Origin of the sequence: Thioclava sp. ES.031, from assembly GCF_002563775.1 — a bacterium.
In the GTDB taxonomy this organism is placed as follows: Bacteria; Pseudomonadota; Alphaproteobacteria; order Rhodobacterales; family Rhodobacteraceae; genus Thioclava.
Window position 1 is genome coordinate 522,021 of record NZ_PDJO01000001.1, and the last position, 14,383, is coordinate 536,403.

Genomic DNA, 14,383 nt, shown 5'->3' on the forward strand with positions numbered 1-14,383 from the left:
CGGAGCCTCAGCCCTTCGCATCCTCGAGGATCATCTGCGCCGCCTTCTCGGCGATCATCATCGTCGGCGCGTTGGTGTTGCCCGAGGTGATCGTCGGCATCACCGAGGCATCCGCGATGCGCAGCCCCTTCAGCGCATTCAACCGCAGCCGCGAGTCCACCACGGCGCCGTCATCCGAGCCCATCCGGCAGGTGCCGACCGGGTGGAATATCGTGGTGCCGATATCGCCTGCGGCTTTCACCAGCTCGGCTTCGGTCTGATAGTCCGGGCCGGGCTTGTACTCTTCGGGTTTGTATTTCGCGAAGGCGGGTTGCGAGGCCACGCGGCGGACCTGCCGGATCGCTTCGGCGGCGACGCGGCGGTCGCCCTCGGTCGAGAGGTAATTCGGCGCGATCTCGGGATGGGCGCGGAAATCGGGCGAGGTGATATGCACATGGCCGCGGCTTTCGGGGCGCAGGTTGCACACGCTCGCGGTCATGCCGGGGAAGGGGTGGACCGCATCGCCGAACTTGTCGAGGCTGACGGGCTGGACGTGATATTCCAGATCGGGCGTTTCCTTCTCGGGGAAGCTGCGCGTGAAGATGCCGGCTTGCGAGGGCGACATCGACATCGGACCTGAGCGGAACAGCGCATATTCCATGCCGATCTTCGCCTTGCCCCAAAGCGTCGAGGACATGGTGTTGAGGCTCTTGACGCCCGAGACCTTGTAGATGAGGCGCAGTTGCAGGTGGTCCTGCAGGTTCTCGCCCACGCCATCGACCTCGGCCACCGGGGTGATGCCATGCTCGGACAGTACGTCACCGCGCCCGATCCCCGACAGCTCGAGAATCTGCACGGAGCCGATCGAGCCTGCCGAGAGCACCGTTTCGCCCGCCTTCACGTCATGGCTCTGGCCGTTCTGATTGTAGCGGATGCCGAGGACGCGGCCGTCCTCGATCAGGAGCTTCTCGACCTGCGCATTGGTCTCGATCCGCAGGTTGGGGCGTTTCATCGCGGGTCTCAGGAAGGCTTTCACCGCGCTCCAGCGCCAGCCGGCTTTCTGCGTGACGTGGAAATAACCGCCGCCCTCGTTGGTGCCGGTGTTGAAATCGTCGGTGCGTGGGAAGCCTGCCTCTTCGGCGGCCTCGAGGAACGTGTCGAGCATCTCCCAGCGCACGCGAGCTTCTTCCACCCGCAACTCTCCGCCCGCGCCGTGCAGGTCGCTCTCGCCGCGATAGAAATCTTCCTGCTTCTTGAACAGCGGCAGCACGTCGTCCCAGCTCCAGCCGGGATTGCCCGACTGCGCCCACATGTCGTAATCGCGCGCCTGACCGCGCATGTAGATCATGCCGTTGATCGAGGAGCAGCCGCCAAGGATACGCCCGCGCGGATAGAGCAGCTCGCGCCCGTTCAGCCCGGCATCGGCCTTCGACTTGTAGCCCCAGTCGGTGCGCGGATTGCCGATGCAGTAAAGGTAGCCCACCGGGATATGCACCCAGTGGTAATTGTCGCGCCCGCCTGCTTCGAGCAGCAGCACCTTGTGCTTGGGGTCCTCCGACAGGCGGTTCGCCAGAACGCAGCCTGCGCTGCCGCCGCCGACGACGATGTAATCGTATTGCTCCATAAGCCCCTCCCGAACTGCGCCTCCGGGCATGACTGTCGCAAGCTGCCGCGCGGGAAACAAGGTCATGGCCCGTTCATTTGCGCAAAGTCGCTTTGCGAAAACGCCACGAAGGGCTTGCCTGTGAGGGGGGTGATCCGTTCTATGGCGCAAATCTCGCCGGAGCCTGTGATGGTCCTTTACCGCCTTCTCGTCAGTATCGCGAGCCTGCCTGTTCTGGCGGCGCTGCTCTGGCGCGTGCTGCGCGGGCGGGAAAGCCGGACCGCCCTGGCGGAGCGGTTGGGCGGCGGGGAGGCCGCGCCGCACCGTCTGTGGCTGCATGCCGCGTCGAATGGAGAGCTGACCTCCGCCAAGCCTTTGATCGATGCGCTGCTGGCCGCAGATCCCGCGTTGCAGCTTTTGGTGACGGTGAACACGGTGACGGCGCGCGAGCTGGGGCAGGGCTGGGCCGATCCGCGCATCGCGATCCGCATGGCGCCGCTCGATCATCGCGCGGTGCTGCGGCGCTTCCTGTCGCGGCACGATCCCCGCGCGCTGGTCGTGATCGAGAATGAACTTTGGCCGAACCGCATGGCGCTGGTGGCGCAGGAAAAACGATCGATCTTCGTGATCGGCGCACGGATGTCGGCCCGCTCTGCCGCGCGCTGGGCGAAGATCGGGATGGTGCAGCCGATGATCGCCCAGATCACCGCGCTCTCGGCGCAGGATGCGGGGTCCGAGGCGCGGTTCCTCGATCTCGGTCTGCCGCGCGACCGACTGATGCCGCCCGCCAATCTCAAGACGGCGATCACCGTCGCGCGCGGCGTGCCGCTCGACTGGCCGCGCAGCGATACGGTTCTGGCCGCCTCGACCCATGAGGGGGAAGACGCACCGATCCTTGCCGCCTTCGCGAAGGCGCGCGCGCGCCGCCCCGGCCTGCGCCTGATCCTCGCCCCGCGCCATCCGCGCCGTTCGCCCGAGATCGCGGCGCTGATCGCCAAGGCCGGGCTGCACCATGCCACCCGCTCGAAGGACGAGCCTCCGACGGCGGAGGTCTATCTGGCCGACACGCTGGGCGAGATGGGCCGCTGGTATGCGAGCGCAGGCCTGTGTTTCGTCGGCGGTTCGCTCGTCGAAAAGGGCGGCCATACCCCCTACGAGCCCGCGGGCTTCGGCTGCGCCTTGCTGCACGGTCCCGATGTCGCGAATTTCGCCGAGGCCTTTGCCGCACTCGACGCGGCAGGCGGGGCACAGCTTTGCGAAACCGAAGCCGATATTGCGGCCGCCTTCATCGCGCTCGACGCCGGCGCGCAGGCCGAAATGGCGCGCGCCGCACGGGGGGCTCTTGGCCCGCCTGCCGATGTCGAAAGCCTTGCAAAGGCGCTCCTCGCGCGGCTCTGAGCGACTGCGATGCGCTTGCATCGCGGCCTAAAACGCTTATTTCCATATGCATCCGGGAGATGCAGACATGATCCGTTATACGCTGCAATGCGAGAATGAGCACCGCTTCGACAGTTGGTTCCCCTCGGCCTCCGGGTTCGAGGCGCTCAAATCCGCAGGCCAGCTGGAATGTGCGATCTGCGGTTCGAAAAAGGTCGAGAAATCGCTGATGGCGCCGCCTGTCGCACAGGCGCGCAAGACGGGCGAGCCCGCCCCCGAGCGCCCTCTCTCGCAGCCGCAATCCGAGGCCGAACAGGCCTTCGCCGCGGTGCGCCGCGAGATCGAGAAGAATTCCGATTACGTCGGCATGAATTTCGCCACGGAAGCGCGGGCGATGCATGAGGGCACCGCCAAGAAGCGCGCGATCCACGGCGAGGCGAAGCCCGAAGAGGCGCGCAAGATGTTGGAGGACGGGCTGCCGGTTCTGCCGCTGCCCTTCCTGTCCACGCGCAAGACGAACTGACCCTTTTCGCTCTTTCCAAATATCCCGGGGTGAATTCGCGAAAGCGAAGAGGGGCAGCGCTCCAGCGCCGATCTGAGGCCCTCAAAACGCCAAATCTCTTGCGCGGCCCAACGGCTTGAGCTAGCAGAGGCCCGACTCTGCCCAAGGGGGATTTCCATGCCCATTCTGGTGATGAAATTCGGCGGCACTTCCGTCGCCGATCTCGACCGGATCGCCAACGCCGCCGAAAAGGTGAAGCGCGAAGTCGAACGCGGTTACGATGTCATCGTCATTGTCTCCGCGATGTCGGGCAAGACCAATGAACTCGTCAACTGGGTCGAGACCACTTCGCCGCTCTACGATGCGCGCGAATATGACGCCGTGGTCGCCTCGGGCGAGAATATCACAGCCGGTCTGATGTCGCTGCGCCTGCAGGAGATGGGTGTCTCCGCGCGCAGCTGGCAGGGCTGGCAGGTGCCGATCAACACGACCTCGGCGCATGGCGCGGCGCGTTTCTTGTCGATCCCGCGCGAAAATCTCGACCAGAAATTTTCCGAAGGCTTCAAGGTCGCGGTGATCGCGGGCTTCCAGGGGCTTTCGCCGGAGAACCGGATCACCACGCTCGGCCGGGGCGGCTCCGACACGACCGCCGTGGCCTTCGCCGCCGCATTCGGCGCGGAGCGTTGCGACATCTACACCGATGTCGACGGCATCTACACCACCGACCCGCGCGTCTCCTCGAAGGCGCGCAAGCTCGACCGCATCGCCTTCGAGGAGATGCTGGAACTCGCGAGCCTCGGGGCGAAGGTTCTGCAAACCCGCTCGGTCGAGCTCGCGATGCGCTACAAGGTGCCGCTGCGCGTGCTAAGCTCCTTCGAGGAAACCACGGAGAATTCGGGCACTCTGGTCTGCGACGAGGATAAAATCATGGAATCGAAAGTTGTCTCCGGCGTCGCCTTTTCCCGCGACGAAGCGAAAATGACCCTCGTGACGGTCGAAGACCGCCCCGGCATCGCCAGCGCGATCTTCGGGCCGCTCGCCGATGCGGGGGTGAATGTCGACATGATCGTCCAGAACATCTCCGAGCGTCAGGCCGAGCATGAGGTCAAGGTTACCGACATGACCTTCTCCTGCCCGGTCAATCAGGTCGCGCGCGCCCGCAAGGCGATGGAAGACGCCCGCGACGCTGGCTTGATCAAGTTCGACGAACTGGTCGCCGACGAAGACGTGGCGAAAATCTCCGTCGTGGGCATCGGTATGCGCTCCCATGCGGGGGTCGCGGCGAAGATGTTCAAGGCGCTGGCCGCTGAAAACGTGAACATCAAGGTTATCGCTACGTCGGAAATCAAGATTTCGGTGCTGGTCGACCGCAAATATCTGGAACTGGCGGTTCAGGCCCTGCATGATGCCTTCGAACTCGACAAGGCCTGAGTAACCCGAAGGGCCGCAGAAACAGGGACGACCTGCGCGGATGGTGGAACTGAGCGAAAGTGATAGTCGCACGCTGTTGCGACGCCTGCGCGATACGCTGGCCACAGAGGGCGACGGGCAGGACCGGCTCAATCACATCACCCAGATCATCGCGGATTCGATGGGCACCGAAGTGTGCTCGATCTATCTGTTCCGCGATCCCGAAACGCTCGAGCTTTGCGCCACCGAGGGCCTGAAGGCAGAGGCTGTCCACCACACGCGGATGCGGTTGGGCGAGGGTCTCGTGGGCCGCGTGGCGCGGTCGGGTCGTCCGATCAACTCCGCCGATGCGCCCTCCGAGCCGGGTTTCCGCTACATGCCGGAGACGGGCGAAGAGATCTATTCCAGCTTCGTCGGCGTGCCGATCCAGCGCGTGGGCGAGAAGCTGGGCGTTCTGGTCGTGCAGTCGAAGGACGAGCGCAGCTTCTCGGATGATGAACTTTACGGGCTCGAGGTCGTCGCGATGGTGCTGGCCGAAATGACCGAACTCGGCGCTTTCACCGGCGGCGAGAACTCCGAGATCGGCGCGACGCATCGCTTCCCGGTCATGTTCCGCGGCGCGACGGGTCAGGAAGGCGCCGCCGAGGGCCGCGTCTGGCTGCACGAGCCGCGCGTCGTCGTGACGAACCCGGTGGCCGAGGATCCCGAGGCCGAGGCTGCGCGTCTCGAAGAGGCGATCACCGAACTGCGCGGCAAGATCGACGAGATGCTGGCCAGCCCGACCCTGATCGACAAGGATCAGCGGCAGGTGCTGGAGACCTTCAAGATGCTCGCGGCCTCGAAGGGCTGGAAGCGGCGGATGCTCGAAGACATCGCCGCCGGTCTCTCTGCCGAAGCCGCGGTCGAGAAAGAACAAAACGCCGCGCGCGACCGGATGCGCAAGGCGCCCGATCCTTACCTGCGCGAACGGCTCAACGATCTCGACGACCTGTCGAACCGCCTGCTGCGGCAGCTGACGGGGCAGGGCAGCGATACCGGCGCCGAGATGCCGGAAAACCCGGTGCTGGTGGCGCGCAATATCGGCCCGGCGGAACTGCTCGACTATGACCGCAAGCTCAAGGGCGTGGTGCTGGAGGAAGGCTCCGTCGGATCGCATGCCGCGATCGTCACCCGCGCGCTCTCGATCCCGCTGGTGATCCATGCGGGCCGGATCACCGCCGAGGCGCTGAACGGCGATCCGATCCTCGTCGACGGCGATCAGGGCGTGGTGCATCTGCGCCCCGAGGAAAGCGTGGCCCATGCCTTCCGCGACAAGATCGCGATGCAGGCGGAGGCACAGAAACGCTACGCCTCGCTGCGCGACCAGCCCGCGATGGACAAATCGGGCCAGACCGTCTCGCTGATGATGAATGCGGGGCTGATGGCGGATCTGCCCTCGCTGAAGGGCTCCGGCGCCGACGGGGTGGGCCTGTTCCGCACCGAGCTGCAATTCCTGACCCGCACCAAGGTACCGCGCCGCAACGAGCTGGTGCAGCTCTACAAGCGGGTGATGGATGCCGCCGACGGCAAACGGGTGAATTTCCGCACGCTCGATATCGGCTCCGACAAGGTCGTGCCCTATATGAAACCGCAGGACGAGCCGAACCCCGCGATGGGCTGGCGCGCGCTGCGGGTGGGGCTCGACAAGCCGGGGATTCTGCGGATGCAGCTGCAGGCGCTCCTGCGCGCAGCCGACGGCCGCCCGACCTCGATCATGTTTCCCTTCATCGCGCTGCCCGAGGAATTCTATGCCGCGCGCGACACGCTGCTGCGGGTGCGCGACCGCGAGGCGCAGCTGGGCCGCACCGTGCCTGAAGAGCTGCGCATCGGTGCGATGCTGGAAACCCCGAGCCTCGGCTTCGCCCCCGATAGCTTCTACCGCGATTGCGATTTCATCTCGATCGGCGGCAACGACCTGAAGCAGTTCTTCTTCGCCGCCGACCGCGAGAACGAACGGGTGCGCCGCCGCTACGATACGCTCGACGGGTCGTTCCTGAACTTCCTCGAACGGATCATCGCGCGCTGTGCGGTCTCGGACACCCATCTCAGCTTCTGCGGCGAGGATGCAGGCCGCCCGATCGAGTCGCTGACCTTCGCGGCGCTCGGCATCCGCACGCTCTCGATGCGGCCCGCCTCAATCGGCCCGGTCAAACACCTGATCCGTCGCGCCGATCTGGGCGAGCTGCGGCAGGTGATCCAGCAGGCGCGCAATGCCGGTCAATCCAGCGTGCGCCCCGCCGTGACGAGCTACCTCGCCCATCTCTGAGCGGGGCAGGGGCTGCCGCTCCTATCCACGAAATCTCACCCCGGGAATGATTTTGGGCCAAGGCGAAGCTCTGACACTTCGCCTTGGCCCAAATATCCCGCGGGGGTCTGGGGGCGCGAAGCCCCCAGCCTTGTCTTTATGCGTCAGCCTGCGGCCAGACGCTTCGCTTCCGCTTCCTTGAAAGATTTATCCGAGGGCGCGATGAACGTGTAGAACATCGGCACCACGAACAGCGTGAACATCGTCCCGATCAGAATCCCCGAGAAGATCACGAGGCCCATCGCCTTGCGCGCCTCTGCGCCCGCGCCTTGCGCGAGGATCAGCGGCACCACGGCCAGCGCCATCGCGGCGGTGGTCATCAGGATCGGACGCAGACGGGTCTGCGCGGCCTTCACGATGGCCTGCCGGCGGGTGAGGCCCGACTGCTCGCGCTGCTGATTGGCGAATTCGACCATCAGAATCCCGTGCTTCGTGATCAGGCCGACCAGCGTGATCAGCCCCACCTCGGAATAGATGTTGAGCGTGCCCAACCCGAGGTTCAGCGGCAGCACGGCCCCGAAGATCGTCAGCGGCACCGTCATCATGATGATGAATGGGTCGCGGAAGCTCTCGAACTGCGCGGCGAGCACGAGGTAGATCACCAGCACGGCCGCCGCGAAGGCGATCAGGATGGTGTTGCCCTGCTGCGTCTCGATCCGCGACTGGCCCGAATAGTTCACGTAGAAGCCTTCGGGCATCACCTGCTTGGCGATGTCGACGATGGTCTGCACGCCCTCGCCGGTGGAGCCACCGGGCAGCGGCAGCGCCGTGATCGTGGCCGCGTTCAGCTGGTCGAACTGTTCGATCGAAGACGCGTTCACCCCGGTGTCGATCTTCACGAGCGACGATAGCGGGATCATCGCCCCCGACAACGAGCGCACGAAGTAGCGGCCCAGTTCTTCCGGGTTCGCGCGGAACCGCTGCGGCACCTGCGGGATGATGTCGTAGCTGTTGGAGTCGCGGTCGAACTGCGCCACCGACGCCTCGCCCACCAGCAAGCCCAAGGTCGAGCCGATATCGGAGACCGGCACGTTCAGCGCCGCCGCCCGGTCGCGGTCGATCGTGACATTGACCTGCGGGCTGTCGAAGTTGAGCGAGTTCTGCACGACGATGAACTTGCCCGAGGCCTGCGCCTTGTTCTTGATCTCCTCGGCCACCTCGGCGACGCGTTTCGCGGAGTGGATCGACTGGATCACCACCGAGATCGGCAGGCCGCCACCGGTGCCCGGCAGCGACGGCGGGGCGAAGGCAAAGCCTTTCAACCCGGTCGATTTGCCGAGATCGCCCTGAATCTCCTGCTGGATTTCCTTCTGACTGCGATTGCGATCCGCCCAGTCCTTGAGCGCCCAGATATAGATGCCCTGAGAGCTGTCGCCGCCGAAGCCCGCGATCGAGAAATCGGTGCGCACTTCGGGAATATCGGCCGTGTCGCGCCCGACCTGGTCGATATATTTCTGGGTGTACTCACTGGTCGCGTAGCGCGGCCCGTTCAGGATCGCGAAGAGCGCACCGTTATCCTCATCCGGGGCAAGCTCGGAATTGGTGTTCATCAGCATGAACCCGGTCACGCCCACGAGCGAGACGACAATGAGCAGGGTGATCCCCCGCAGATCGAGCGAGCCATCGACGCGCCGCCCGTACCAGCCCGAAAGCCGGTCGAAATTGCGGTCGACGAAGGCCTGGAAGCCCTTGGACTCGCCATGTCTCAGCAGGCGGCCCGACATCATCGGCGTGATCGTCAGGGCGATCACCCCCGACAGGATCACCGACCCCGCTAGTGCGAAGGCGAATTCCCGGAACAACTGCCCCGTCAGCCCGCCGGTGAAGCCCAGAGGGGCGAGCACCGCGGCCAGCGTGATCGTCATCGCGATGACCGGCCCGGTGATCTCCTTCATGCCCTGCACGGCGGCCGGGATCGGTTTCATCCCCTCTTCGATATGTCGGTGGATATTCTCCACCACCACGATCGCGTCATCGACCACGAGACCGATCGCCAGCACCATTGCCAGCAATGTGAGAAGGTTGATTGAGTATCCCAGCGCCAAGAGCACCGCGAGCACCCCGATCAGCGAGAGCGGAATGGTCACGATAGGCATTGCCACCGAGCGCAGCGACCCGAGGAACAGCAGGATCACCACGGTCACGATCGCGACCGCTTCGCCGATGGTCTTGAACACCTCGTGGATCGAGGCCGAGATCGTCTCGGTCGAGTCGTAGACCAGCTGGATCTTCATGCCTTCGGGGAGCGAGGCGTTGATGTCGGGCAGCGCCTTGCGCACCGCCGCCGCCGTATCGAGCGGGTTGGCGGCGGGCGTCGGATAGACGCCGAGGAAGGTGCCCTCCTTGCCCTCGAAGGTGACGATCTCGTTCTCGGAGGCCTTGGCGAGTTCGATCTTCGCGACATCGCGCAGCCGCACCACGTCATCGCCCTTGCCCGAGATCGGCAGCTTGCCGAAGGCTTCGGGCGTTTGCAGCGTGGATTGCAGCGTGATCGACTGGGCGACGTATTCGTTCTTCGTCTTGCCCGGGGCCGAGAGGAAGTTCGACGCCTGAATCGCACCCACGACTTCCGATGCCGTGACGCCGCGCGCGGCGAGCTTGTCCGGATCGATCCAGACCCGCATCGCGTAATCGGAAGCGCCGATGATCTGGGTCTGGGCCACGCCCGGAATCGTGGACATGCGCGGACGGATCACCCGGCGCAGATATTCGGTCAGCTGCTCGGGCGTCATGTTGGGGTTGAGCGCCGCGAGATACATCAGCGCGAAGGTCTGGCCGGTGCCCTTCTGGATCACCGGGTCCTTCGCGGCAGAGGGCAGCTGGCCTTTGACCTGCTGCACCTTCGAGAGCACTTCGGTCATCGCCGCGTCGGAGTTCGACCCGAGCTTCATATGGACCGAGATAACCGAGGCCGAGGGCCGCGACTGGGTCGTGACGTAATCGACGTTCTCAGTGGTCGCCACGGCGGCGGCCAGCGGCGAGGTGATGAAGCCCTGAATCAGTTCGGGCGAGGCGCCGGGATAGGCGGTGGTGATCGTGACTACCGTTTCCTCGACTTCCGGATATTGGCGGACAGGCAGGTTGAAATAGGCCTGCGCGCCGAGCAGGAGCATGAACGCGCCCAGCACCATCGACAGGACGGGGCGGCGGATGAAGATCTCGGAGATGTTCATGGGCTTGGCCTTACTGCGCCTTCGCGCCGTCTGAGGTCGTGTCCGATTGGGCGTCCGACGTCGTGTCGGAGCTTGCTACCGCGTTGCCCTCCATGCCGAAGGCTTTCATCACCTCTTCGGTCGAGGGGGCGTCGGGATCGGGCGAAATCGCGTTGTCGATGCTCACCGTCGCGCCGGAGTTCAGCTTGTTCTGACCCGCGTTGACGACCATGTCGCCCGCCTTCAGCCCCTTCGTCACTTCGACGAGCGTGCCCGAGCGGCGGCCGAGCGTGATGAAGACCTGCTTGGCCACCAGTTGCGGCTGATCCGCGCCCTCGGGCGTTTGCTTGCGCACCACAAAGACCGAGTCGCCGTAGAGGTTCGAGCTCACCACCGTTTGCGGCAGCGCGATCACGTTGTCCTCGGAGGGCAGCACGACCGTGACGTGGACGAACTGGCCGGGCGTCAGCTTTCCTTCGCCGTTGGGGACCTCGGCGCGCAGGGTCACGAGCCGCGAATTCGGGTCGATCTTGGGTTCGATGCCGGTGATCTTGCCTTCCAGATCGACCGAGCCGTCCTCGGTCTTCACCTTGACGGTCTGGCCCGCTTCGGCGTGACGCGCCTGCTGTTCGGAGAGGGTGAAATCGACGCGCATATGGTCGCGATCCTGCAGCGTCGCATAGGTGGTGCCGGTGCCGACATACTGGCCGACCTCCACCTGCGGGATGCCGATGATGCCCGCGAAGGGCGCGGTCAGGCGCTTCTTCTCGAGCACGGCCTGCAGCTTCGCGACGCTTGCGCGCGCTTCCTGCGCGCTGGCCTCGGCCTGATCGAGATTGGACGTGGCGGACACGCCCCGGTCGGCAAGCTGGCGCGCGCGCTTGAGATTGGTCTCGGCGAGATCCTGAGCGGCCTTGGCCGAGGCCAGATCGGCGCGCTCGGAGCTGTCGTCGATCTGCATGAGGATCTGGCCCTTCTCGACCTTGTCATTCGCCTTGAAATGGATCTCCTGAACCGTGCCGCCCATTTCGACGGCCAGTTCGGTGCCGCGCACGGCGGCGGCAGTGCCGATCGCCTCGAGGCCCGGTTGCCAGGTGATCGGCTTCACTTCGCTGACCGAAACCGCCACGGGGGGCTGTGTCATGTTTGCGAAGAACTGCGCGATCATCTTCGAGCGGAAAAGATTGTAGCCGACGACGCCACCCACCACGAGGATGAGCGCGACGAGGGCGATGAGGAGGCGTTTGATCATTTGGCTGTCCCGTCAGAATCCCTGTTTGCACGCGAATACGACCCCGCCGGCCGACCTGCGCGCGATTTTGAACCATTTGGTTCACGTCCTTGTACTGTCAATACGCGAGTGACGTTAAAAGGATGGGTCACAGTACCGTGAATGCAAGGCGAAAAGTCTGTGCGTCATAGCCATAACGGGGCTTCACGAATGCTCATCTCGCGAAAATCTGATTTTTCTATGCTCGACGGTGAAGAAGAGTGCATTAGCTTAACCGATACCTGCGATCCTGACGACCTGACGTCGCTTTGCAGCGATGTTCTGGTTCGAGGTGTTGGTATGGATCCCCTGTCTTTTATGCGCATTGGCTTCGAGGCCGCGCGGATCGGCTTGGAGGCACAAGCGGTGATTTCGATGCGCGTTGCGGGAATGATGGGGCTCTGGGATGTCTCCCCGCTCGAATCGCTTCAGATGGTGCAGGAAAAGCCCGTGGCGGTCGCTGCGGCGGCGGAGGCTGCGGCATTCGCGCTTCTGCGGGGGCAAACGGCGGATCGGGCGATTTCGGCGTCGATCACGCAGATCGGAAACCACACCAGCGCCAACATGACGCGATTGTCGCGTCGTGGACCAAGCTGGCTCTGACGGCACTGGCCGGGCAGGGCCGCCACGCTGGCGCGGCGACCCCGTAGTATTCAGGCGGCGTTGTCTTCCTCGACCTCGTCATCGCCTTCTTCGACGCTCGCGGGCGTGACCATTGCCGTCAGGATCGTCGTCATGTCGACCACCCCGATCGGCTTGTTGGCCGCGTCGACAACCGTTGCCGTACGCACCTCGGCATCGGCCATCCGGCGCGCGATCTTTTCGAGCACCGAGCTGGCTTTCACCTTCATCTTCGGCAACTCGCCCTCGGGCAACGGCAAGGCGATGGTTTCGGCGCGGATCACACGGCCACGGTTCACCTCGCGCACGAACTCGGCGATGTATTCATTCGCCGGGCGCAGCACGATTTCCTGCCCCGTGCCGACCTGATTGAGCGCGCCGTCACGCAGGATGGCGATCTTGTCGCCAAGGCGCAGCGCCTCGTCGAGGTCGTGGGTGATGAAGACGATGGTCTTCTTCAGCTCGGCCTGAAGATCCAGAAGCACCTTCTGCATATCCATGCGGATCAGCGGGTCGAGTGCCGAGAACGCTTCGTCCATCAACAGGATGTCCGCATCGTTGGCCAGCGCGCGGGCAAGGCCCACCCGCTGCTGCATCCCGCCCGAGAGCTGGTTCGGATAGTTATCCTCGTAGCCCGCGAGCCCAACGCGCTCGATCCATTTCTTCGCGATCGGTTCCGATTTCGACCGGTCGACCCCTTGGATATCCAGCCCGTAGCAGGTGTTTTCCAGCACGGTCCGGTGCGGCAGAAGCGCGAACTTCTGGAACACCATCGCCGTCTCATGGCGACGGAATTCCCGCAGCTCCTCTTCGTTCATCTTCACCACGTCGCGGCCGTTATAGAGGATCTCCCCGGCCGTGGGCATGATCAGCCCGTTGATGTGGCGGATGAGCGTCGACTTGCCCGAGCCCGACAGACCCATGATCACCGAGATCTTGCCCGGCGGCAGGTCTAGGTTGATGTCTTGCAGGCCCAGAACGTGCTTGTGCTTGTCGTTGAGCTCTTCCTTGCCCATGCCGGCCTGCACCTTCTCCACGTAATCCTTGGGGCGCGCCCCGAAGATCTTGTAGAGATTGCGGATCTCGATGCCCGAGCGGTTGCCGGTATCGGTGTTGGTCGTGGCATCAGTCATGGCCAGCCTCCGAATGTTTCTGCAGCCGCTTGCCGAACGCCTGGCTCGCGCGGTCGAAGATGATCGCGATCGCAACGAGTGCGAAGCCGTTCAGGAAGCCGATGGTGAAGAACTGGTTGTTAATCGCCTGCAGCACGTTTTTACCGAGGCCACCAACGCCGACCATCGAGGCCACGACGACCATCGCCAGCGCCATCATGATGGTCTGGTTGACGCCCGCCATGATCGTCGGCAGCGACAGCGGAAGCTGCACGCCCCAGAGCTTCTGACGGGGATTGGCGCCGAAGGCGTCCGCGGCTTCGATGACTTCCTTGTCCACGAGGCGGATGCCCAGATTGGTCAGGCGAATCATCGGCGGGATCGCGTAGATCACCACGGCGATCACGCCGGGCACCTTACCGATACCGAAGATCACGACGACCGGGATCAGGTAGACGAAGGATGGCATGGTCTGCATGACGTCGAGAACCGGCGTCAGGATTTTCTGCATCCGGTCCGAACGCGCCATCAGGATGCCGATCGGCAGGCCGAGGACGATCGCGATCAGCGTCGCCACCGTGACCATCGCGAGGGTGGTCATCGTGTCCTCCCACAGGCCGAAGATGCCGATGAAGGCAAGGCCCATGGACGAGCCGAGCACGATCTTCGGATTGCGCGAGGCGAACCACACCACGACGAGGATCAGCGCGAAGATGATGAACCACGGCGTGTCCACGAAGGCGTGTTCTAGGGTGTTGAGAAACCATTGAAGCGGCCGGGTGGCCGCGTCGATTTGATCGGAATAAGCGCGAACGATGCCGCGAAACCCGTCGTCGATGCCCATGCGCATGTGACGCAGGGTGGAGTTGGGAAGGGAAGGGAACTCACAGAGCAGTTCCGGCAAGCCCCAGCATGAAGATGCCATCTTGTTATGTCCTCCGGTCGATTATTTGCGCCGGTTAAAAGAAAACGCGCGCGAGGCTCCCCTCACGCGCGCCAAAATCTCGGATCGC

Annotated in this window: 10 protein-coding genes; 5 read left to right on the forward strand and 5 right to left on the reverse strand. The window is 64.2% G+C overall.

Features of this window, described 5'->3' with window-relative positions; all coding sequences use genetic code 11:
• Nucleotides 1–7 precede the first annotated feature (7 nt).
• Complete coding sequence (locus tag AXZ77_RS02650) at nucleotides 8–1,603, reverse strand: GMC family oxidoreductase (RefSeq protein WP_098409921.1); 1,596 nt, start codon at nucleotides 1,601–1,603, stop codon at nucleotides 8–10.
• Between the two features lie 168 nt (nucleotides 1,604–1,771).
• Here AXZ77_RS02650 and AXZ77_RS02655 point away from each other — a divergent pair, with 168 nt between their 5' ends.
• The 4 genes from AXZ77_RS02655 (at nucleotide 1,772) to ptsP (ending at nucleotide 7,176) form a co-directional block, all read left to right on the forward strand.
• The gene (locus AXZ77_RS02655; protein WP_098412414.1) at nucleotides 1,772–2,980 is read left to right on the forward strand and encodes a 3-deoxy-D-manno-octulosonic acid transferase; all 1,209 of its coding nucleotides are present in this window, start codon (nucleotides 1,772–1,774) and stop codon (nucleotides 2,978–2,980) included.
• Between the two features lie 67 nt (nucleotides 2,981–3,047).
• The gene (locus AXZ77_RS02660; protein WP_098409922.1) at nucleotides 3,048–3,482 is read left to right on the forward strand and encodes a DUF1178 family protein; all 435 of its coding nucleotides are present in this window, start codon (nucleotides 3,048–3,050) and stop codon (nucleotides 3,480–3,482) included.
• Nucleotides 3,483–3,638: 156 nt separating this feature from the next.
• Nucleotides 3,639–4,892 (forward strand): aspartate kinase, encoded by a 1,254-nt coding sequence (locus tag AXZ77_RS02665; RefSeq protein ID WP_098409923.1) that lies wholly within the window; start codon nucleotides 3,639–3,641, stop codon nucleotides 4,890–4,892.
• A gap of 40 nt (nucleotides 4,893–4,932) precedes the next feature.
• The gene (gene ptsP / locus AXZ77_RS02670; protein WP_098409924.1) at nucleotides 4,933–7,176 is read left to right on the forward strand and encodes a phosphoenolpyruvate--protein phosphotransferase; all 2,244 of its coding nucleotides are present in this window, start codon (nucleotides 4,933–4,935) and stop codon (nucleotides 7,174–7,176) included.
• Nucleotides 7,177–7,319: 143 nt separating this feature from the next.
• Here the strand turns inward: ptsP and AXZ77_RS02675 are convergent, their stop codons facing one another.
• Both AXZ77_RS02675 and AXZ77_RS02680 read right to left on the reverse strand, forming a co-directional pair.
• On the reverse strand, nucleotides 7,320–10,388 hold the full coding sequence (locus AXZ77_RS02675) for an efflux RND transporter permease subunit (RefSeq protein ID WP_098409925.1): 3,069 nt from the start codon (nucleotides 10,386–10,388) through the stop codon (nucleotides 7,320–7,322).
• Nucleotides 10,389–10,398: 10 nt separating this feature from the next.
• Nucleotides 10,399–11,619 carry an efflux RND transporter periplasmic adaptor subunit gene (locus AXZ77_RS02680; protein ID WP_098409926.1) on the reverse strand — a complete coding sequence of 407 codons (1,221 nt, stop codon included), beginning with the start codon at nucleotides 11,617–11,619 and terminating at the stop codon, nucleotides 10,399–10,401.
• A gap of 189 nt (nucleotides 11,620–11,808) precedes the next feature.
• Here AXZ77_RS02680 and AXZ77_RS02685 point away from each other — a divergent pair, with 189 nt between their 5' ends.
• Nucleotides 11,809–12,240 (forward strand): hypothetical protein, encoded by a 432-nt coding sequence (locus tag AXZ77_RS02685; RefSeq protein ID WP_141536207.1) that lies wholly within the window; start codon nucleotides 11,809–11,811, stop codon nucleotides 12,238–12,240.
• A gap of 50 nt (nucleotides 12,241–12,290) precedes the next feature.
• Here the strand turns inward: AXZ77_RS02685 and AXZ77_RS02690 are convergent, their stop codons facing one another.
• Nucleotides 12,291–13,391: a glycine betaine/L-proline ABC transporter ATP-binding protein gene (locus AXZ77_RS02690; RefSeq protein ID WP_098409928.1), complete on the reverse strand. Its 1,101-nt coding sequence runs from the start codon at nucleotides 13,389–13,391 to the stop codon at nucleotides 12,291–12,293.
• On the reverse strand, nucleotides 13,384–14,295 hold the full coding sequence (locus AXZ77_RS02695) for a proline/glycine betaine ABC transporter permease (protein ID WP_098409929.1): 912 nt from the start codon (nucleotides 14,293–14,295) through the stop codon (nucleotides 13,384–13,386). Before AXZ77_RS02695 ends, AXZ77_RS02690 begins: the two co-directional genes overlap by 8 nt.
• Nucleotides 14,296–14,383: the final 88 nt, after the last annotated feature.